20 protein-coding genes are annotated in these 20,339 nt (G+C 62.7%); 11 read left to right on the forward strand and 9 right to left on the reverse strand.

All coding sequences use genetic code 11. From position 1 onward, the window contains the following. The first annotated feature begins 10 nt into the window (after positions 1-10). Both V3H56_RS14480 and V3H56_RS14485 read left to right on the forward strand, forming a co-directional pair. Positions 11-949, forward strand: a complete 939-nt coding sequence (locus V3H56_RS14480) for a carbohydrate kinase (protein ID WP_338473499.1) — start codon at positions 11-13, stop codon at positions 947-949. 194 nt (positions 950-1,143) lie between these two features. Then, positions 1,144-1,404 (forward strand): DUF2790 domain-containing protein, encoded by a 261-nt coding sequence (locus V3H56_RS14485; protein ID WP_042732137.1) that lies wholly within the window; start codon positions 1,144-1,146, stop codon positions 1,402-1,404. An 83-nt stretch (positions 1,405-1,487) separates the two neighbouring features. On the opposite strand, the gene V3H56_RS14490 is transcribed toward V3H56_RS14485, so the two are convergent. The 4 genes from V3H56_RS14490 to V3H56_RS14505 all read right to left on the reverse strand — a co-directional run bounded on the left by V3H56_RS14490 (position 1,488) and on the right by V3H56_RS14505 (position 4,973). Beyond that, a complete protein-coding gene (locus V3H56_RS14490) occupies positions 1,488-1,766 on the reverse strand; it encodes a DUF1652 domain-containing protein (RefSeq protein ID WP_042732138.1) in 279 nt (92 codons plus the stop codon). 395 nt (positions 1,767-2,161) lie between these two features. Continuing rightward, positions 2,162-3,169: a threonine ammonia-lyase, biosynthetic gene (ilvA, locus tag V3H56_RS14495; protein ID WP_338473500.1), complete on the reverse strand. Its 1,008-nt coding sequence runs from the start codon at positions 3,167-3,169 to the stop codon at positions 2,162-2,164. Positions 3,170-3,434: 265 nt separating this feature from the next. Then, positions 3,435-4,583, reverse strand: coding sequence for a PQQ-dependent sugar dehydrogenase (locus V3H56_RS14500; RefSeq protein ID WP_042731143.1), 1,149 nt, complete (start codon positions 4,581-4,583; stop codon positions 3,435-3,437). A 45-nt stretch (positions 4,584-4,628) separates the two neighbouring features. After that, on the reverse strand, positions 4,629-4,973 hold the full coding sequence (locus V3H56_RS14505) for a hypothetical protein (protein ID WP_123579091.1): 345 nt from the start codon (positions 4,971-4,973) through the stop codon (positions 4,629-4,631). 213 nt (positions 4,974-5,186) lie between these two features. Here V3H56_RS14505 and V3H56_RS14510 point away from each other — a divergent pair, with 213 nt between their 5' ends. Together V3H56_RS14510 and ligD are read left to right on the forward strand one after the other, a co-directional pair. Then, positions 5,187-6,086 carry a Ku protein gene (locus tag V3H56_RS14510; protein ID WP_042731141.1) on the forward strand — a complete coding sequence of 300 codons (900 nt, stop codon included), beginning with the start codon at positions 5,187-5,189 and terminating at the stop codon, positions 6,084-6,086. Between the two features lie 33 nt (positions 6,087-6,119). Then, a complete protein-coding gene (gene ligD, locus V3H56_RS14515) occupies positions 6,120-8,081 on the forward strand; it encodes a DNA ligase D (protein WP_338473501.1) in 1,962 nt (653 codons plus the stop codon). Positions 8,082-8,102: 21 nt separating this feature from the next. Here ligD and lpxO read toward each other — a convergent pair whose 3' ends face one another. Beyond that, entirely contained in the window at positions 8,103-9,002 is a 900-nt protein-coding gene (gene lpxO / locus V3H56_RS14520; protein ID WP_047738732.1) for a lipid A hydroxylase LpxO, read from the reverse strand. A 400-nt stretch (positions 9,003-9,402) separates the two neighbouring features. On the opposite strand from lpxO, the gene V3H56_RS14525 reads away from it, so the two are divergent. Then, entirely contained in the window at positions 9,403-10,989 is a 1,587-nt protein-coding gene (locus V3H56_RS14525; protein ID WP_080922119.1) for an ABC-F family ATPase, read from the forward strand. A gap of 275 nt (positions 10,990-11,264) precedes the next feature. Beyond that, a complete protein-coding gene (locus V3H56_RS14530) occupies positions 11,265-12,458 on the forward strand; it encodes an MFS transporter (RefSeq protein ID WP_042731138.1) in 1,194 nt (397 codons plus the stop codon). Here V3H56_RS14530 and V3H56_RS14535 read toward each other — a convergent pair. Beyond that, positions 12,452-13,489 carry a dienelactone hydrolase gene (locus V3H56_RS14535; RefSeq protein ID WP_042731137.1) on the reverse strand — a complete coding sequence of 346 codons (1,038 nt, stop codon included), beginning with the start codon at positions 13,487-13,489 and terminating at the stop codon, positions 12,452-12,454. The two genes, V3H56_RS14530 and V3H56_RS14535, sit on opposite strands and share 7 nt — an antisense overlap. A 178-nt stretch (positions 13,490-13,667) precedes the next feature. Beyond that, positions 13,668-14,276: an FMN-dependent NADH-azoreductase gene (locus V3H56_RS14540; RefSeq protein WP_042731136.1), complete on the reverse strand. Its 609-nt coding sequence runs from the start codon at positions 14,274-14,276 to the stop codon at positions 13,668-13,670. A gap of 131 nt (positions 14,277-14,407) precedes the next feature. Between V3H56_RS14540 and V3H56_RS14545 the strand changes: the two genes are divergently transcribed. Both V3H56_RS14545 and V3H56_RS14550 read left to right on the forward strand, forming a co-directional pair. Then, positions 14,408-15,316 (forward strand): LysR substrate-binding domain-containing protein, encoded by a 909-nt coding sequence (locus tag V3H56_RS14545; protein WP_042731135.1) that lies wholly within the window; start codon positions 14,408-14,410, stop codon positions 15,314-15,316. Further along, complete coding sequence (locus V3H56_RS14550; RefSeq protein ID WP_053145102.1) at positions 15,313-15,666, forward strand: MmcQ/YjbR family DNA-binding protein; 354 nt, start codon at positions 15,313-15,315, stop codon at positions 15,664-15,666. The genes V3H56_RS14545 and V3H56_RS14550 overlap by 4 nt, the downstream gene beginning before the upstream one ends. Before the next feature lie 3 nt (positions 15,667-15,669). Here the strand turns inward: V3H56_RS14550 and V3H56_RS14555 are convergent, their stop codons facing one another. Together V3H56_RS14555 and V3H56_RS14560 are read right to left on the reverse strand one after the other, a co-directional pair. Continuing rightward, positions 15,670-16,086, reverse strand: coding sequence for a DUF1294 domain-containing protein (locus V3H56_RS14555; RefSeq protein ID WP_042732652.1), 417 nt, complete (start codon positions 16,084-16,086; stop codon positions 15,670-15,672). Then, the gene (locus V3H56_RS14560) at positions 16,083-16,913 is read right to left on the reverse strand and encodes an undecaprenyl-diphosphate phosphatase (protein ID WP_042732651.1); all 831 of its coding nucleotides are present in this window, start codon (positions 16,911-16,913) and stop codon (positions 16,083-16,085) included. Before V3H56_RS14560 ends, V3H56_RS14555 begins: the two co-directional genes overlap by 4 nt. Before the next feature lie 274 nt (positions 16,914-17,187). Here V3H56_RS14560 and V3H56_RS14565 point away from each other — a divergent pair, with 274 nt between their 5' ends. The 3 genes from V3H56_RS14565 to V3H56_RS14575 all read left to right on the forward strand — a co-directional run bounded on the left by V3H56_RS14565 (position 17,188) and on the right by V3H56_RS14575 (position 20,108). Further along, positions 17,188-18,822: a methyl-accepting chemotaxis protein gene (locus V3H56_RS14565; protein ID WP_042732650.1), complete on the forward strand. Its 1,635-nt coding sequence runs from the start codon at positions 17,188-17,190 to the stop codon at positions 18,820-18,822. 186 nt (positions 18,823-19,008) lie between these two features. Then, positions 19,009-19,572 carry a nicotinamide riboside transporter PnuC gene (gene pnuC, locus V3H56_RS14570; protein ID WP_042732649.1) on the forward strand — a complete coding sequence of 188 codons (564 nt, stop codon included), beginning with the start codon at positions 19,009-19,011 and terminating at the stop codon, positions 19,570-19,572. Continuing rightward, on the forward strand, positions 19,569-20,108 hold the full coding sequence (locus V3H56_RS14575) for an AAA family ATPase (protein ID WP_042732648.1): 540 nt from the start codon (positions 19,569-19,571) through the stop codon (positions 20,106-20,108). Before pnuC ends, V3H56_RS14575 begins: the two co-directional genes overlap by 4 nt. The last annotated feature ends 231 nt before the right edge of the window (positions 20,109-20,339 follow it).

The raw sequence follows: 20,339 nt of genomic DNA on the forward strand, positions 1-20,339 counted from the left end.
GCGGGCAACTATGTATCTGGTGTGTGGTGAAGCACTGTTTGATTTTTTCAGCGGGACCGAGGCGCAGACCCCTGCCTCGCAGGTGAACTTCAAGGCCCTGGCCGGTGGCTCGCCGTTCAACGTGGCCGTGGGGCTGCGCCGCCTGGGGATCGAGGCCGCGCTGTTCACCGGCCTGTCCACCGACTACCTCGGTCGACGCTTGCACCAGGTCCTGGTGGATGAAGGCGTCTGCACCCATTACCTGCGGGAGGTCGATGCGCCGACGACCCTGGCGATGGTCGCCGTGGGCGCCAATGGCTCCCCCCATTACAGCTTTCGAGGGGAAGGCTGTGCCGACCGCCAGTTGCACCTGGAGCACCTGCCGGCGCTGGGCCCCGAAGTACGTGGCTTGCACGTGGGCTCGTTTTCCCTGGTGGTCCAGCCGGTGGGCGATACGCTCCTGGCCCTGGTGCTGCGCGAAAGCGGCCGGCGCCTGATCACCCTGGACCCCAACGTACGACTCAACCCGCAACCGGACATCGAACTGTGGCGCTCACGGATGGCGATGCTGGTGGAGTACGCCGACCTCATCAAGGTCAGCGACGAAGACTTGAGCCTGCTCTACCCCGAACTCGATCCCCAAGCGGTCATCGAAGGGTGGCTGCAACACCGTTGCCAGTTGGTCTTCCTGACCCGTGGCGGCCAGGGCGCCACGGTGTTCAGCCGGCAGTATGGCGCCTGGTCAATGCCCGCCTTCCCAGTGAAGATGGCAGACACCGTCGGGGCCGGCGACACGTTCCAGGCGGCGTTGATTGCCTGGCTGACGGAACAGCGACTGGATTCGATCGAAGGGCTGCACAGCCTGAGCCGCGAACAGATTGGCGCCATGCTCGAGTTCGCCATGCGTGCCGCCGCCCTGACCTGCGGCAAGACCGGGCCGGACCTGCCCTACCGGCACCAGTTGAACTGATCCCCCAGCAACTGCCGCCCGCTCGGGCCTGGCAGTTGCCTGGGTGCCCCGCAGCCAAGCGCAGCGCTTAACCGCCTTTTAATCCCGCGATCCGACACTGACCCGGACCGCGCCCTCCTCACCCCAAGGCCCTGCGCGGCAGACCTCGGTGCCCAGGCACCCGGTCGTCCTCTCTCTGCTGCGGAGTTCTGATCATGAATATTCGTGCGTTAATCGCCGCTGTGTCGTTGCTCAGCCTGGCCGGCTTCGCCGGTCTGGCCCAGGCCGACGACCTACAGCCCACGCCCTATCGCTATGGCATGCCGTTGGAAATCAAGAAGGTGCTGTCGTTGACGGAACCGTCCACACCTTATTGCGAAGTGGTCACTGCCCAGATGGTGTACATCGACAAAGCGGGGCAAACCCGAGATATCTCGTACAACAAGCTGTCGCAGGCTTGCACGAGCGCGGACTGAACGCCAACGCCCTGAAAAAACTGGACGCCGGGTTCGGATGTTGACCGGACCCAGGCGTCAGGCTTACCGGGAAAAGGCCGCCGTTAGCGCCCGGTCATTCGGTGTTGCTGATGAACATGGCTGCCCATGTGGTGGCCGTGATCGAGTTCGGTACGCAACTCGGCAATCAGGTCGTTGATCGCCCGGCAACCGGTGAGCTTCTTGGCATCGATATCGGATTTGATCAACGCCACGCGATCGGTCTCATGATCGTCATAAATCTTGACCGTCATTGTCAGATCGGGTGACAAGCTGCATTGGGAGCGCTTGGGCAACAAGCTGCTTTCAATGATGTTTCGCATTTCGAGGGCAGATAAAAACATGGCGACTCTCTCCTGTTGAGGCGGCCAACTTATGTATACGACGGCGGTATTTTCGTCCGTTTCTTCCCTGCGGACTGGGACTACGAATGCCGAGCCGTTCGTTCGTCTTTTGGCGTTGTGATTCAATGAGTCCAACCAGCGGACTCCTGAACACTCTCGCTCCTGGACACTCTCGCAAAAAATATGCCTGCAATGCCGAAAACAGAGATTGATATCAATCAATGACTTAGCGACGTTGCCTGGCGCACCGCCCGTGCAGAATGCAAGGAAACGGCGCTTTCTTCATGCAAACTGCAATTGCATTCATCCTGTCGAAGCCAGAGTAGCCCCAATTTGGCTCGCGCAAGTGGGCGTCCGTCGCCTCGTTCAAAAAAAGTGTGACGTGGCGTAAAAATTCAAACGGCGTCTACCGCCGCGCGCTCCGCCACATGGCGCAAGCTGTCGAAATTGATGTTGGCCCCCGAGTTGATCGCCACCCAGGTCTGGCCTCGCAGACCGGTGCGGGCGGCGTACTGCTTGATGCCCGCCACCGCCAGCGCACCCGAGGGCTCGGTGATAGAACGGGTGTCGTCATAGATGTCCTTGATCGCCGCGCACAGTTGGTCGTTACTCACGGTGATCACTTCATCGACGCAGAACCGGCAAACCTCGAAGCTGTGGACGCCTATCTGCGCCACGGCGACGCCGTCGGCGAAAGTGCCCACTTCGGCCAGGATGACTCGCTCTGCTGCGCTCAACGCGGCGGCAAGGCACGCAGAATGCTCAGACTCGACCCCGATGATCCGCACGTCTGGCCGCAGGTACTTGATGTAGGCAGCGATCCCGGCGATCAATCCGCCACCGCCCACCGGAACAAAGACCGCATCCAGTTGGCCAGGGTGCTGGCGCAGGATTTCCATGGCGACGGTGCCCTGCCCGGCAATCACTTGCGGGTCATCGAACGGCGACACGAACTCGCGCCCCGTCTGCCGGGCCAGTTCCAGCGCATAGGCCAGGGCGAATGGAAAGCTCTCGCCGTGCAACAACGCCTCGGCGCCGCGGTTGCGCACGCCCAGCACTTTCAGCTCCGGGGTCGTGAGGGGCATCACGATGCTGGCCGAAATCCCCAGCTCCCGGGCCGCCAGTGCCACGCCCTGGGCATGGTTGCCCGCCGAGGCGGTGATGACACCCCGGGCGCGCTGCTCCGGGGTCAGTTGCACGAGTTTGTTGTAGGCACCGCGGATCTTGAAAGAAAACGTCGGTTGCAAATCCTCGCGCTTGAGCAGGATCCGGTTGCCCAAGGTTTCAGACAATGCCGGGGCCGCTTGCAGCGGCGTGCGCACCGCCAGCTCGTACACCGGCGCGGCGAGGATCTTCTTGACGTAGTGTTCCAGCAGGGTTTGCTCAGCGAGGGTAGCGGTCATGGCGGTCTCCTGGTTTGGACAGAACCCGGGAGACAGAAAGAAAAAACCCGCCTCCAGGGCGGGTTGGGTGCAGCCGACAGCTAACCCGCCAAATAAGGAATGGCGGTAATAATGCTTGGCTGGCTGCGCAGTACGGTGAAAGTCATGCCTGGAAACTAGCCGGGCGTTGGAGGCAAGTCAATTGCAATTTGCGCCCATGAGGTCTGCTTGTGGGAGCCTGGCCACGGCAACCCGACTCCCAACAGCCTCGTGGGCGCGACCTTATCTATTTCAGCCCGACTTTATACAACGCCCCGCTGGCCTCATCCGTCAGCACATACAGGTAGCCATCCGGCCCCTGGCGCACGTCGCGCACGCGCTCGCCGAGTTCACCCAGCAGGCGTTCCTCATGAACCACCTTGTCGCCTTCGAACTCCAGGCGGATCAGCTCCTTGGACGCCAACGCCCCGATGAACACGTTGCGCTGCCAGGCCTTGAAGCGGTCGTTGTCGTAGAACGCCATGCCGCTGAGCCCTGGCGACACTTGCCAGACATGCAGCGGGCCAAGGGTGCCTTCGACGGTCTTGCCCTGGGCTTCGGGAATCGGGGCACCCGAATAGTTGATGCCGTGGGTCGCCAGCGGCCAGCCATAATTCTGGCCTCGCTCGATGACGTTCAGCTCATCGCCGCCCTTGGGCCCATGTTCGTTCTCCCACAAGGTGCCATTCCAGGGGTTCAGGGCTGCGCCCTGGGGATTGCGCATGCCATAGGACCAGATCTCGGGACGGACGTTTTTCTGCCCGACAAAAGGGTTGTCGTCCGGGACCTTGCCGTCCGGGTAGATACGTACGACCTTGCCCTGCAGCTTGTCCAGGTCCTGGGCGGTAGGCCGGTCATTGTTCTCCCCCAAGGTAATGAACAGGTAGCCGTCCCGGTCGAACACCAGCCGTGAGCCGAAGTGATTGCCCGTCGACAGCTTGGGTTGCTGGCGGAAGATCACATTGAAATTTTCCAGGCGCTTGCGGTCTTCGGACAGTTGTCCCCGGCCCACGGCAGTGCCCGCCTTGCCATCGGCTCCCGCTTCGGCATAAGACAGATAGACGGTGCGATCCTGCAGGAAGTCCGGTGACAGTACGACGTCGAGCAAGCCGCCCTGCCCCTCGGCCCACACCTCGGGCACGCCGCTCAATGGCGCAGAGAGCTGGCCATCAGGGCTTACCACGCGCAGATTGCCCGTGCGCTCGGTGACCAGCATGCCCTGCTGGCCGGGCAGGAACGCTACAGACCAGGGATGTTGCAGCCCCTTGGTCAACGTGGTCACCTCCAGGGTGCCTTCCTCGCTCTTGAACTGTTGGGTCTGCGCGGCTGAAACCGGCGTGACCAGGGTGAGAACCGCGCTGGCGCAAAAGATCGCCAGGAGTGTTTTAGGCAACATGCACACGTCCTTCTGTAGTGGAAATAAGTCAGCCAGGCTCCACGCCTAGCGATGGCTGTCCTGGGTTCCTCTGGGGGGTGTCGGGGATTCGATGGTGGGCCGTGGCGAGCCCGTTGGCGGGCCGGAGCGTGGGTAGCCGTTGCCGATCCCGCCATTGTCCAGGGTGGGTGGTCGAGGCACCGGCACCGTCGGGTTGTTCTGGATCGTCGGCACACTCGGCCGGGTGCCCTGCATGCTATTGGGATTGGCCCGCCGTGTCGGGCTGTTATAGGGGTTGCTGTTGCCCGGCAGGTTCTGGGCGACGACGAACGCCGGGCTGGGCGATGGCGCGGCGGCCTGGGCCAGCGGGGCCATGAGTAGCGCCATGAGGGCGAGCATCAGCCGGTTCATTTCGGACACCTCCTGGATTCAGCCATATCGAAAGCACGCTACGCCGCAGGTTCGCCGTTGTTAAGCGAAATATCCCCGCGAAGATGTAACCAGGCATCTCTAAGACGGCCCCTGCGTCGCACTGACGACGCTTGCCAGCCAGCGCACGGTGGAAACTTTTCCAAAGGCCCGACGGTCACCAGAGAGACATCCATCGACAAGGACATCACCACCATGGCCAGGGCAATCTGGAAAGGCGCAATCAGTTTCGGACTGGTCCACATTCCTGTCGCGCTGGTGTCGGCGACCTCGTCCCAAGGCGTCGATTTCGATTGGCTGGACAAGCGCAGCATGGACCCGGTGGGCTACAAACGGGTCAACAAGGTCACGGGCAAGGAAGTGACCAAGGAGAACATCGTCAAAGGCGTCCAATACCAGAAAGGCCAGTATGTCCTGCTCGACGAAGAGGAAATCCGCTCGGCGCACCCCAAATCCACCCAGACCATCGACATTTTTTCCTTTGTCGACAGCGAGAAGATCCCGCTGCAAAACATCGACACCCCGTATTTCCTGGCACCCGACAAGCGCGGCGGCAAAGTCTATGCGCTGCTGCGCGAAACCCTGGTCAAGACCCACAAAGTGGCCCTGGCCCATGTCGTGCTGCACACACGCCAGCACTTGGCCGCGCTGATGCCGCTGGAGTCGGCGCTGGTGCTGGTGATGCTGCGTTGGCCGGCGGAGGTGCGCGAGCTGGACATTCTCGAACTGGGTGATGAGGTCACCAAGCCCCAGCTGGTCAAGGGTGAACTGGACATGGCCAGGCGCCTGGTGGAAGACATGAGCGCCGACTGGACGCCGGAAGAGTACCGCGACAGCTTCCAGGACAGGATCATGGAACTGGTCGAGAAGAAAGCCAACGAGGGCCGGCTCGAAGCGGTAGAGACCGACCCGGGCGAAGAACAACGCAAGAGCGCCGACGTCATCGACCTTACCGAACTGCTCAAGCGCAGCCTGGGCAGCAAAGGCAAGGCGCCGGACAAACCGACAAAAACCGCGGCAAAACCCTCTGCAAAAACAGCGAAAACCAGCAAGTCCGCCCCCGCAAAAAAAGCCACCAAGGCCTCCCGGGGCTAAGCCCCGGCTGCCAGCTATACAAGGGAACCTGTCATGGCCAAGGCCAAGCGCGAATCTGCCCGTGTGTCCGCTACCCATCGGGACAAAACCACCCGCCCCAACCGCCACCCGCTGCCCGAACGGCTGTTACCACAATTGGCAACACCCGTGGAACAGCCGCCCTCGGGCGAATGGCGCTATGAAGTCAAATTCGATGGCTACCGGCTGATGACCCGCATCGAGAACGGCAACATTCGCCTGCTCAGCGGCAATCATGAGGACTGGACCGCGCGGCTCAAGTTGCACGTCGACGCCCTGGCCGAATTGAACCTGGGGGACAGCTGGCTGGACGGTGACCTGATCCTGCTGGACGACGACGGTCAATCGGACCTCGCCGCCCTGCGCAACGCCCTCGATATTGGCCGCACCGTGGACCTGGTGTACGTGCTGTTCGACGCGCCCTTCCTCAATGGCGAGGATCTGCGGCAAACGCCGGTGGAAGAGCGCCGCGCCGCGCTGAAGCAGGTCCTGAGGGGCCACGCCGGCAAGCGCTTGCGGTTTTCCGAGGCTTTTTCCGCCAGCGAGGACGAAATACTCGAAAGCGCGAGCGCCCTGTCACTGGACCGAGTGGTCGGCAAACGCCTGGGCAGCCCCTATGTGTCGCGGCGCAGCAGCGATTGGGTCAACCTCAAATGCCGATTGCGCCAAGCCTTCGTGATTGTCGGCTTCACCCGCCCCCAAGACCGGCCCGACGGCTTCGGCGCGCTGCTGCTTGCGGTCAACAACGGTGCCGGACTGGTGTATGCCGGGCGAGTTGCCACGGGGTTTACCCGGGCGCAGAGGGAGCAACTGCAAGCGGCCTTGTCCGCGCGGGAACGCGACACTTCGCCCTTGGCCAAACCGGTCAGCCCCGTGCAGGCGCGTGGTGTGCAGTGGGTCGAACCCGATTCGGTGGGTGAAGTCGAATTCACCGAATGGACCGCCAATGGCCTGGTGCACCGCCCGGCCTTCGTCGAACTGCTGGCCGACATGCCGGCGGGCAAGATCGTCCGCGAGCACCCGTTGCCGCTCAAGCACCAAGCCTCACCCCCGCAACGCGGCCGCAAGCAGCGTACGGTGGAGGTGGCGGGTGTGAGCATCACCCACCCTGACCGGGTCATCGACAGCCTCAGCGGCGTGCAGAAAGCCGAGCTGGCTCAGTACTACGCCGACATCGCCCCGTGGATCCTGCCGCACTTGAAACAACGGCCCGTCGCGTTGCTGCGCGCGCCCGACGGGATCGGCGAGGAACAGTTCTTCCAGAAGCATGCCGATCGCCTGGAGATCCCCCACATCAGGCAACTGGACCAGGCGCTGGACCCGGGCCACGCGGCCCTGATGGAAATCGACAGCGTCCAGTCGCTGGTCAGCGCCGCACAGATGGGCACCGTGGAATTGCATACCTGGACCGCCACCCACGAGCGGATCGAAACGCCTGACCTGTTTGTCCTGGACCTGGACCCCGATCCGTCGTTGCCCTGGAGCGCCATGCTGGAAACCACCCGCCTGACCTTGTCGGTGCTCGATGAGCTGGGCTTGCAGGCGTTCCTCAAGACCAGTGGCGGCAAGGGCATGCACGTCATCGTGCCGTTGGCGCGCAGCGAAGGGTGGGACACCACCAAGGCATTCGCCAAGGCAATCTCCCAGTTCCTGGCGCGGGAGGTGCCGCAAAAGATCACCGCCACCCTGGGCCCGAAGAATCGGGTCGGCAAGGTATTCGTCGATTACCTACGCAACGCCCGCGGCGCCAGCACGGTGAGCGCCTACTCGGTTCGGGCGCGGCCGGGGTTGCCGGTCTCGGTGCCGATTGCCCGCGCCGAGCTGGATGGCCTGCGCAACGCCCAGCAATGGGACATCAACACCGCACTGGAACGGGCCCGGGGCCTGGGGGCCGATCCGTGGGAAGGCTATGCCCATCGCCAACGGATCGGCGCCAGGATGTGGGAGCAATTGGGCGCGAAGAAGCCCGTGCAATGATCACCTAGGCCAGGCGCGCCTTCAGATCCAGACGAAAATCGCCAGCAGAGCGCCGAAGAAGGCCCATTTCTGCAAGTAATACAGCTTGCGGTTGCGCTTCTTCAGCGCCTTGCCTTGCAGTCGGATCTTGTACAGCCTGGAAAACGCCCGGTTCAAGCCGCCGGTCTTGTCACCGGCGTCGTTGGGGGCACCGGCGGCGGCCATCACGGTGCGGCTGAACCAGCGGTTGAACGCCGTGGCCCAGCGAAACCTCATCGGCCGTTCCACGTCGCAGAACAGGATGATGCGGTTATGGGGCGTGGTGTTTTCGGCGTAATGGATGAACGTCTCGTCGAACACCACCGCCTCGCCATCGCGCCAATGGTAGGACTCGCCATCGACATTGATGTAGCAACCGGCATCGTTCGGCGTTTCCAGGCCCAGGTGATACCGATAGGAGCCGGCATACGGGTCGCGGTGGCGAACCAGCTTGGAGCCCGGCGGCAGCTCGGCGAACATCGCCGCCTTGATCGAGCCGATGCCTTGCACCAGTTCGGTGGTGCGCGGGCACAGCTTCATGGCCGACGGGTGGCTGTCGCCGTACCACTTGAGGTAGAAGCGCTTCCAACCGGTCTTGAAGAACGAGTTGAAGCCTACGTCATCGTACTGATTGGAACGTTTGATCTCCCCGGCCTGCAGCAGGCTCAGGCCTTCGGCGCGGATCTCTTGCCAATGGGTCTGCAACGGGCTCAGGTCTGGAAAGTCGGCGGGGCTCAGGTACGGCCGGTTGGGCAGCTTCGAGCACAGATAAAGCAGGCAATTGATAGGCGCGAGGAAAGACGAATGGTCGCTCAGTTGCCGCCCGAACTTGTGCCGCACGCGCCCCCGCAGGTGTACGTAGCCGATGGACAGGATGTAGATCGCAGCGAGAATGAGTTTCACGAAGTCCGTCGCAATACTGGAGTGAACAGGCTGCTTATCCCGCTCGATCAGACGACACGGGAGGTGGCATGAGTGAGATGGCATTCTAGCCAGAGTTTGTAACTGAAAGTTATCCTCATTTGTGAAAAACTGTCTTGCCCGAGCAATACCCTATCGTTAATGCGGCCAGACCAGTACAATCGCCGCCAAACTTCAGCGCCCCCTTTTTTGGCCGATACCGCGACCCCGGCTTCGGCGCACGTCGACCGGGCCAGGCGCTCCGTATGCTGCTGTCCTCTTATGCCGGATGGACCCTTGCGCTCGCCGCGACGCCTTTAGTGCGCTCCCGATCGGCGCAAACAGGTACTGAACAGGTACTGCCGCACCCTTAGCTACTCTGAATGTTCCGCAGGATAAACCTTTGATCTCTACAGCTAACATCACGATGCAGTTCGGCGCCAAGCCGCTGTTCGAAAACGTCTCTGTCAAATTCGGCGCGGGCAACCGCTACGGCCTGATCGGTGCCAACGGTTGCGGCAAGTCGACTTTCATGAAAATCCTCGGTGGCGACCTCGAGCCGTCCGGCGGCCAGGTCATGCTCGAGCCGAACGTGCGCCTGGGTAAACTGCGCCAGGACCAGTTCGCCTACGAACAATTCACCGTGATCGATACCGTGATCATGGGTCACGAAGAGCTGTGGAAGGTCAAGGCCGAGCGCGATCGCATCTATTCCCTGCCGGAAATGACCGAAGAAGACGGCATGGCCGTGGCCGAGCTGGAAACCGAGTTCGCCGAAATGGACGGCTACACCGCCGAATCCCGTGCCGGCGAACTGCTGCTGGGCCTGGGCATTCCATTGGAGCAACACTTCGGCCCGATGACCGAAGTCGCGCCGGGCTGGAAGCTGCGCGTGCTGCTCGCCCAGGCGCTGTTCTCCGATCCGGAAGTGCTGTTGCTCGACGAACCGACCAACCACCTGGACATCAACACCATTCGCTGGCTGGAAAACATTCTCACGGCGCGTAACAGCACCATGATCATCATTTCCCACGACCGGCACTTCCTCAACAGCGTCTGCACCCACATGGCCGACCTGGACTACGGCGAGCTGCGCCTGTTCCCGGGCAACTACGACGAGTACATGATCGCGGCCACCCAGTCCCGCGAGCAGCTGCTGTCGGACAACGCCAAGAAGAAAGCCCAGATCGCCGAGCTGCAGACCTTCGTCAGCCGCTTCTCGGCCAACGCCTCGAAAGCCAAGCAGGCCACCTCCCGCGCCAAGCAGATCGACAAGATCCAGCTCGCCGAGGTCAAGCCATCGAGCCGCGTGAGCCCGTTCATCCGCTTCGAACAGACCAAGAAACTGCACCGCCAGGCGGTGACCATCGAGCGCATGTCCAAGGGTTTCGACGGCAAGACCCTGTTCAAGAACTTCAGCTTCACCGTCGAAGCCGGCGAGCGCGTGGCGATCATCGGCCCCAACGGCATCGGCAAGACCACCCTGCTGCGCACCCTGATGGGCGAGCTGGCGCCGGATGCCGGCTCGGTGAAGTGGACTGAAAGCGCGGAACTGGGCTACTACGCCCAGGACCATGCCCATGACTTCGCCGACGATGTCAGCCTGTTCGACTGGATGGGCCAATGGACCCAGGGCGAGCAGATGATCCGTGGCACCCTGGGTCGCATGCTGTTTTCCAACGACGAGATCCTCAAGTCGGTCAAGGTCATCTCCGGTGGTGAACAGGGTCGCATGCTGTTCGGCAAGCTGATCCTGCAAAAGCCCAACGTGCTGGTGATGGACGAACCGACCAACCACCTGGACATGGAATCCATCGAGGCGTTGAACCTGGCGCTGGAGAACTACCCGGGCACGCTGATCTTCGTCAGCCACGACCGTGAGTTCGTCTCGTCCCTGGCCACTCGCATCATCGAGCTGAGCGCGGACGGCGTGGTCGACTTCAGCGGCACCTACGACGACTACCTGCGCAGCCAGGGTGTGATGTTCTAAGTCAGCCTCGAGCTGCAAGCTACACGTGAAAAGCCCTGTCCGATGTGACAGGGCTTTTTCATTTCAGCCGCACATCCCCTGTGGGAGCGGGCTTGCTCGCGAAAGCGGCCTGCCTGCCAACACTCTTATCAATGACACACCGTCTTCGCGAGCAAGCCCGCTCCCACAAGGGATCTGTGGTGACCTTCAATGTGCACATTTAGTTAGCCTGCTTTCTTTTATCCGTTCCCCGAGCCATGATGAAGCACTCTTACCGCCGCCCGCGAACGAGCCCCATGTCCACACCCTCTTCTTCGCCCAGTTCCCTGTCGATCACCCTGCAGATCGTCTCGATCGTTTTCTATACCTTCATTGCCTTCCTCTGCATCGGCCTGCCGATTGCCGTGTTGCCGGGGTATGTGCACGAACAGCTGGGCTTCAGCGCGGTGGTGGCGGGGTTGACCATCGGCTCCCAGTACCTGGCCACCCTGCTCAGCCGGCCCATGGCCGGGCGGGTGTCGGACAGCGTCGGCACCAAGCGTGCGATCGTCTACGGCTTGTCGGGGATTGTGCTCAGTGGCGTGCTGACCTTGCTCTCGACGCTGCTGCAAAGCCTGCCGCTGGTGAGCCTGGTGATCCTGATTGTTGCCCGCTTGCTGCTCGGCATCGCCCAGGGCCTGATTGGCGTGGGCACTATCAGTTGGTGCATGGGCCAGGTGGGCGTGGAGCATACCGCCCGCTCGATTTCCTGGAACGGCATCGCCTCGTACGGGGCCATCGCCATCGGTGCTCCGCTGGGGGTGGTGATGGTCGATGCGCTGGGGTTCACCAGCCTGGGGCTCGCGTTGTCGTTGCTGGCCGGCTTGGCGCTGCTGATGATTCGCCACAAACCTTCTGTGCCGGTCATCCGCGGCGAACGCCTGCCCTTCTGGGCGGTGTTCGGGCGCATTGCGCCATACGGCGCGAGCCTGAGCCTGGCCTCGATCGGCTATGGCACCCTCACCACGTTCATCACGCTGTTCTATGTCAGCCGCGGCTGGACCGGCGCTGCCTGGTGCCTGACGGTCTTCGGCATCTGCTTCATCCTGGCGCGGTTGCTGTTCATTTCCAGCATTGCCCGCTTCGGCGGCTTCAGCTCGGCCATCGCCTGCATGAGCATCGAAACCGTGGGGCTGGCGCTGCTTTGGCTGGCGCCGTCCACCGCATTCGCCTTGGTAGGTGCCGGGCTGGCGGGGTTCGGGCTGTCGTTGGTGTACCCGGCGCTGGGCGTGGAAGCGATCAAACAAGTGCCCAACACCAGTCGCGGCGCAGGGTTGAGCGCTTACGCGGTGTTCTTTGACCTGGCGCTGGCGATTGCCGGCCCGCTGATGGGGGCGGTGGCGCTGAACCTGGGCTATTCGTCGATCTTTTTCTGCGCGGCGCTGCTGTCCATCACCGGCCTCGGCCTGACTCTGCTCCTACGTCGGCGGGCCGAACAGAAAGGCTATTGATCGGCAGTATTCAAGCCCGCTCGGCTCGGCTTGCCCAAGGCGTCGCTGAAAAAGCGCCCGGCCTCGGAAATCATCGTCCGGTGGATGTCTTTACGGTCAACGCCATCGGCATCGGTGCACAGGGCCGGCATTGCGGCAATCTGCTCTTCGGTGCACGGCGCCAAAAAGACGAAATGCCCAGCGCCCGCCAGTGTCTTGAAGTCCGGTGCGATAGGCAGCTTGCGCGCCAGCGCGGCGGCATTCTTGTCGAAGGCCACGAGCTTGTCGCCGTCACCGCTGTAGAGCAGCACCGGCACATGGACGTCCGCCAGGGTGTGCCGGCCAAACTTCAGGCTCAACGGCGCCATGAGCAACAGCGCCCGAACCCTGGGGTCGGCCTCGGGTTGCAGGTCATCCCGGTCGGCGATCAACTCGCCCTGGGTGTTGCAGGCGTCACGGTCGTCAGGCCGCTCCTGGCAATAGCGGCGCAGGCGATTAAGGTCGGGCGTGGCACCGGACAGGATCAACGCGGTCTCGCCCCCGGCCGAATAACCGATGACCCCCACTTGCCCGGCATTGACGAACGGCGAGAGCATCGAATCGTTCAGCGTCGCGGTAATGGCGGCGGAAATCTGGATCGGCCGCCCGTACAGGTTGCTCAAGGTGCCGAGCCGGCTATGGTCCTGGGCGTTATCCCCGGGATGAATCACCGCCACCACCACGAAGCCCTTGCGCGCCAATGAGGTGGCCAGGTCGTGCAGGGCCAACGGCGTACCGGTATTGCCGTGGGACAGCATCAGCAGAGGGAAACGGCCAATGGCGATCTGGGCTTCCGGGGCGGCATCGATCTGGTAGCCACCCAGTTGGCTGGACTGGTCCCTGGCGGTAGACGGGTAGAAGGCAATGGCGTGCATCGGCTGGCGGTCCAGCGGATCGAGAAAGCTCAGCTCATGGAATCCGGCGCTCCAATGCGGATGCGGCGCCGGGGCGGCCTGCACTGAACCCAGGCTGCCGAGCAGGCAAAACAGTAATTGCGCACCAAGACGTATCATCGCATCTTCCACTTTCACCACCCGGCCAGATACCCGGTGGCTCGCAGCTTGGCGTGCATAACCTGCGCCAAAAGCCTTCGCCAGATGCAGGAAAACTCTGCACCCTGGCCGTCCATGACGATCAGAGTACAGAGTTTTACCGAAGTTGCCCGAAACGCTTGGCTTTTTTACCCAAGCTTTACGCAGCGGCGAACTGCTCGCCGATCTGGGCCTTGGCGGCAGTCATGGCCTTGGCGTGCATCTCCTCACCGTAGGCCAGGCCTTCGGCACGGATCACTTCGATGTCGGTGATGCCCAGGAAGCCGAACATGTGCTTGAGGTAGTCCTCATGGGCCAGGCCGCTGGGTTGACCGGCGTGCAAGCCGCCTGCGGTGGACACGATCACCAGCTTCTTGCCACCGCACAGGCCCACAGGACCGGCTTCGCTGTAGCTGAAGGTCTGGCCGGCCACGGCAATGCGGTCGATCCAGGCCTTGAGCTGGGTCGGAATGGTGAAGTTGTACATCGGTGCCGCGATGACGACCGCGTCAGCGGCCTGGAATTCGGCCAGCGTGGTGGCACTGAGCTCGGCTTCGTGCTGCAAGGCGGCGTCGCGCAGTTCAGCGCTGGTGCCGGCGGCAACCAAAGTCTGGGCCGAGAAATGGCTGATGGCGTCGGCGGCCAGGTCACGATAGGTCACCACAATGCCGGGCTCGGCGGCCTGCCAGGCCTGCACCACTTCGCGGCTCAATTGGCGGGAAGCGGAGCTGTCGCCCAGGATGCTCGAATCGATGTGCAGCAGTTTCATGTGAATGCTCTCCAAGTGAGGATCGCAACCAGGCGATCAATTGAGGACAATCCTATCGACGAAACCAATAGTCGATAAGACTGCATTGATGCGATAGTTCGTCCTACTGGCAGGACAATAGAGCGCCGAACATGCAAGACCTCAATGATTTGTACTATTTCGCCAAAGTTGTCGAAGCTGGCGGCTTTGCTGCCGCCGGCCGCACCCTGGGCATCCCCAAGTCACGCCTGTCGCGGCGCATTGCCGAGCTGGAAGAACGCCTCGACGCCCGCCTGCTGCAGCGCACCACCCGACAGCTAAAGCTGACGGCGGTCGGCGAACGCTACCTGCGCCATTGCCAGGCCATGTTGCTGGAAGCCGAAATGGCCGACGAGGCGGTGGCGAGCATGTCGAGCGAACCCCGTGGACGCTTGCGGGTGTCGAGCCCGGTCGGCCTGGCCCACCAGATCCTGCCGGGGGTGATCAGCGCCTTCCTGGCGAAATTCCCCCAGGTCCAGTTGGAAATGATCCTGGTCAACCGCCGGGTCGACCTGGTCAGCGAGGGCATCGATGTGGCGCTGCGGGTGCGCGACATCGGCGACGAAGACCCGCTGCTGATGACCCGCCGACTGCGCCAGGCGCGGCTGCTGATGGTCGCCAGCCCTGCGCTGATCGAAGGACGCCAGGTCAACACCCCGGAGGACCTCAAGCAGCTGCCGGTGCTTGGGGCACTGGAAGCCGATCGCCTGGTGCACATGCGCCTGCTCAAGGCCGATGGCCAAAGCGCCGAGCTGACCCTGGAGGCGCGCCTGGGCATCGACGATTTCATCGTGCGGCGCGCCTGCACCCTCGCCGGCCTGGGCTTCACTTTATTGCCCAGCATGTATTGCGAGCAGGAGTTGCTGGACGGCAGACTGGTCGAACTGTTGCCTGGCTGGTCGTCGCCGGACGGCTGGCTCCAGGCGGTCTACCCTCATCGGCGCGGCATGCTACCGGCAGTGCGCGCGTGGATCGATCATCTGGTGGAAGCCTTCGAGCTTTGTGGGGAACGAATGATATGAGTTTGAGCGAAGAGGATGTCGCGGCGTTCTGCCTGGGCTTGCCCGGTGCGCGAGAAGATTACAAATGGGGCGGCGTGCGGGTGTTTTCCATCGCCGGCAACAAGATGTTCGCCCTGCAAGGCCTGCGCAGCGATTCACTGGCGTTCAAGGTCGACAAGGATTTGTTCCTCGGCCATTGCGATCGGCCGGGCATCCACCCCGCTCCGTACCTGGCGCGGGCCCAGTGGATCATCATGGAGGTGCCTTACCCTCTGGGCGACGACGAACTGCGCAGTCTGATCCGGCGTTCCCATCAACTGGTGGTGAGTAAATTGCCCAAGCGCGTCCAGGTCGGCCTGCTGATGGACTGACACTCAGAACCGCCGCAACAGGCCGCCCAGGAACAACTGGTCGACCCAGAACACCTGGTGCAACAGCACGATGCACCAGAACACCAACTGGAACGAGACCTTACGGGTCTTGTGGCGGAACACCTGCTGGGCCAACAGGGCACCGGGCCAACCGCCCGCCAGTTCCACGGCGTGCAGCACGTTTTCCGGGGTACGCCAGGCATCGGCGCGAGCCTTGCGCTTGTCGCGCCAATACAGCACGAACGCCACCGCGCTGACGACGCCATAGGCCACCAGGGGCACCCACGACTCCGCCCGCAGCGCCAGCGTTAGCGAGCCGAACAGCGGCAAGCCACACAGCAACGCGAACACCACCAGTTTGAGCCGCCAGTGCTGCACCGCGCCATTGGCGGTGCGCTTGCGGGTGCCTGAATCGTTCATGGCTGGGCGGCAGACCAGTCCACCCAGCCGAACTGCCAGGTGGCCAGGATCAACAGACCGAAGGCAATCCGGTACCAGGCGAACACCGCGTAGCTGTGGCTGGCGATGAAACGCAGTAAGGCCTTGACGGCGATCATGGCGAAGATGAACGCGGTGACGAAGCCGATGGCAAACACCGGGAAATCCGCCGGGACGAACAATTCACGGTACTTGTAGCCCGAATAGACGGCGGCGCCGACCATGGTGGGCATTGCCAGGAAGAACGAGAACTCGGTCGCGGTCTTGCGCGAGAGGCCGAACAACAATCCGCCGATGATGGTGGCGCCGGAACGGGAGGTGCCGGGAATCATCGCGATGCACTGTGCCAGGCCAACCTTCAAGGCGTCCTTCCAGGTGATGTCGTCTACCGTTTCGGCGTGTACCCGATGCTGACGCTTCTCGGCCCAGAGCATCACCAGGCCGCCCACCACCAACGCCGCGGCGACCGTGATCGGATTGAACAGGTAATGGTGAATCCAGTCGGCCAGCAACACGCCCAGCACCACCGCCGGCAAGAAGGCGATCAGCAGGTTGGCGGTAAACCGACGCGCACTCGGCTGGGTCGGCAAGCCCAGCACGACGTCAAAGATTTTTTGCCGGAATTCCCAGACCACCGCCAGGATCGCGCCGAGCTGGATGATGATGTTGAACGCCATGGAGCGCTCGCCGCCAAAGTCCAGCAAGTCGGCGACCACGATCTGGTGCCCGGTGCTGGAAATCGGCAGGAACTCCGTCAAGCCTTCTACCACGCCAAGAATCAGTGCCGAAAAGGCGGTCCACAAATCCATTCATCCCCCAAAAAAGCCCTGTCTGCCAGGGTCTCATCAAAATTAAAGTGTCAGGCAGGTGCCCGCGGCGGGTGCACGATAACTGCGACCGCTCAAAAAAAACCAATGAAACATCAACTCAGGCTCAGGTTTTGCGCCGCGGGGCCGAAATCCTATCAGACAAGCCCGAATAACGCTGCCGCGTTATGGGGTTAGAAAAGTCAGGCGATACCGACGGATGCTCGAGCTCCGCCGGTCGTTGCTGACAAGAATAAGAAAACTGGAGTGACAGCGTATGAATAGCTTGCGCAATGTGTCGATCAGCCGACGCTTATGGCTCATCCTGGTCGTGGCCATCGTGATGCTGTTCACGTTGGGCGCCTTGATGCTCAAACAGATCCATTACGATCTGTATCAGGCCAAGGTACAGAAGACCCAGCACGTGGTGCAGACCGCCAGTGGCGTGCTGAGCTATTACCATGGCCTGGAAACCGCCGGCACGCTGACCCGCGACGCGGCACAGAAACAGGCGCTCAGCGCCGTGCGCGGCCTGCGCTACAACGACACCGATTATTTCTGGATCAATGACCTGACGCCGGTCATGGTCATGCACCCGACCAACCCGAAACTCGAAGGCCAGAACCTCTCGGCGATCCGCGACCCGAACGGTTTTGCCCTGTTCAACGAAATGGTCGCCATCGCCAAGTCCAAGGGCGCGGGCATGGTGGATTACCTCTGGCCGAAGCCGGGCGCCGATGCCCCGGTGGGCAAGACTTCCTACGTCAAACTGTTCGAGCCTTGGGGCTGGGTGATCGGCTCGGGGGTATACGTGGACGACGTGGCCGCGGAATTCCGCACCCAGTTGATCAAGGCGTCGCTGGTCGGCCTGGGGATCACCCTGATCATGGCCGTGCTGTTGACGCTGATCGTGCGCAGCATCGTGCGGCCCTTGCAGGAGACGGTGAACGCCATGGCGAACATCGCCAGCGGTGAAAGCGACCTGACCCGCACCCTCGACACCCATGGCCAGGACGAAGTCACGCAACTGGCCCGGCACTTCAACGCCTTTACCGCCAAGCTGCGCCAGGTGGTGAGCCAGTTGCAGGCCTCGGCCAGTGCCCTGGGGCAATCCTCCAACGAGTTGGGCAGCGACGCCGCACAGGCCCAGGAACGCAGCCAGCAGCAGTCGCAGCAAATGGAACTGGTGGCCACGGCGATCAACCAGGTCACCTATGGCGTGCAGGACGTGGCGAAGAACGCCGAACATGCCGCCAGCGAAATGCGCGACGCCGAATCCCAGGCGCAGCAGGGCCAGGTGAACATCGACGGCAGCTTGCAGCAGATCGATCGACTGTCCCAGACCATCGACCAGGCGGTGGAGGTGATCCGCACCCTGGCCAGCGAAAGCACCCAGATTGGCAGCGTCCTGGAGGTGATCCGTTCGATTGCCGAGCAGACCAACCTGCTGGCCCTCAACGCCGCGATCGAAGCCGCCCGCGCCGGCGAACAGGGCCGCGGTTTTGCGGTGGTGGCCGATGAAGTGCGGCTGCTGGCGCAGCGCACGCAGAAATCCACGGCCGAGATCCAGGCGATGATCGAGCGCTTGCAGAACCATTCCGAAGCCGCGGTCAAAGTCATCAGCGACAGCAGCCGGGCCTCGCAACTGACCATCGAACAGGCCGGCCTGGCGGGCGCCAGCCTCAACGCGATCGGCCAGGCCCTGCGCAACCTCAACAGCCTGAACGCCTCCATCGCCAGCGCGACCTTGCAACAGGCCCATGTGGTGGAAGACATCAACCAGAACGTCACCCAGGCTGCCGGCCTGTCCCACAGCACCGCCCTGGCCGCCGAACAGTCGAGCCTGGCGAGCACCCGGCTCAAGGCGTTGAGTGAGCAATTGAACGGGTTGCTCACTCAGTTCCGCGTCTAGCCGGTAGACCGGCTTCGCGGGCAAGCCCGCTCCCACAAGGGATCTACGGTGAGCACAAATCCTGTGTCCGCCAAGGATCAACCTGTGGGAGCGGGCTTGCTCGCGAACGCTCCAGCATTGAAGTTGGAGCTGCCCCCACCATACCGTTTACAATCGCCGCCCTCTCCACTTTCCCAAGGAACCACCATGTCCGGGCTCGAACTGTTTGCCGCGGCCCTCGGCGTGATCGCTGTCTGGTTGACCGTCAAGCAGAACCCCTGGTGCTGGCCGATCGGCCTGGTGATGGTGTTGCTGTACAGCTGGATTTTCTACGACGTGAAGTTGTATTCCGACATGTTGCTGCAGGTGATCTACGCCGTGCTGCAGCTCTACGGCTGGTGGCAATGGACCCGCGCCGGGCAGGCCCATGAAGGCCGTCAGGTCACGCGCCTGCAAGCGCCGTCGGTGTGGCTAGGCCTGGGCATCGGTGCGGCGGGAAGCCTGGTATTGGGCGCGGCCATGGCCCACTGGACCGACGCCGCGCAGCCCTGGCTCGACGCCGCATTGACCGGTTTCAGCCTGGTGGCCCAGTGGTGGATGGCGCAGAAACGCGTGCAATGCTGGCCGCTGTGGATCGCCCTGGACTGCATTTTCGTCGCCCTGTTCATCTACAAGGGCCTGTACCTGACCGCCGCCTTGTACGCGCTGTTCACCCTCCTGGCCGTGCAAGGCTGGCGGGAATGGCGTGCCGACCCGGCGCTGCGCGCATGAAAGTGGTCGTGCTGACGGGCCCGGAATCCAGCGGCAAGAGCTGGCTGGCCGAGCAGTTGCAGACGCACTTCGGCGGCCTGCGGGTGGACGAGTATGTCCGCCATTTCATGGAGCAGAACCCACGCGACACCTGCCTGGCCGACATCCCCGAGATCGCCACCGGGCAACTGGCCTGGGAGGACGCCGCCCGAGCCCGCCAGCCGGCGCTGCTGATCCTCGACACGCACCTGCTGAGCAACATCCTCTGGAGCCAGACCCTGTTCGGAGATTGCCCGACCTGGCTCGAACCGGCGTTGCTGAGCCGCCATTACGACCTGCACCTGCTGCTGAGCCCCGAGCAGGTCGAATGGACCGGCGACGGCTTGCGCTGCCAGCCGGAACTCGCCGAACGCATGGCCTTTTTCGAGGCGATCGAGCATTGGCTGGTTCGCCATGGGCAGCCCTACCAGTTGATCGAAGGCAACTGGGCGCAACGCCAGGAACGGGTTTTCGCCGTCGTAACCCAGTTGCTCCACCCGGATGTGTTGCATCCCTGAAACACCTCCCCCACGCCAACCCCGCCTGCAAAGCCGCTTCATCCAACGGTCATCAGGGTTGTAAAGCCGCTGAAACACCCCGCTGAAAGGCTGGATCCAGAGCCCTGGGACAGCGGGACGCAGCCTGATGGACACGGGCATTGTCTCAGCGCTGAAACAGCTGCCCTCCGCCGTGCCGCTTCGCTGACGACAACCCATTGAATCCAAAGCCGTTTCAAAACACGGCACAAC

Source organism: Pseudomonas sp. MS646, assembly GCF_036693845.1.
Taxonomy (GTDB): domain Bacteria; phylum Pseudomonadota; class Gammaproteobacteria; order Pseudomonadales; family Pseudomonadaceae; genus Aquipseudomonas; species Aquipseudomonas chlororaphis_E.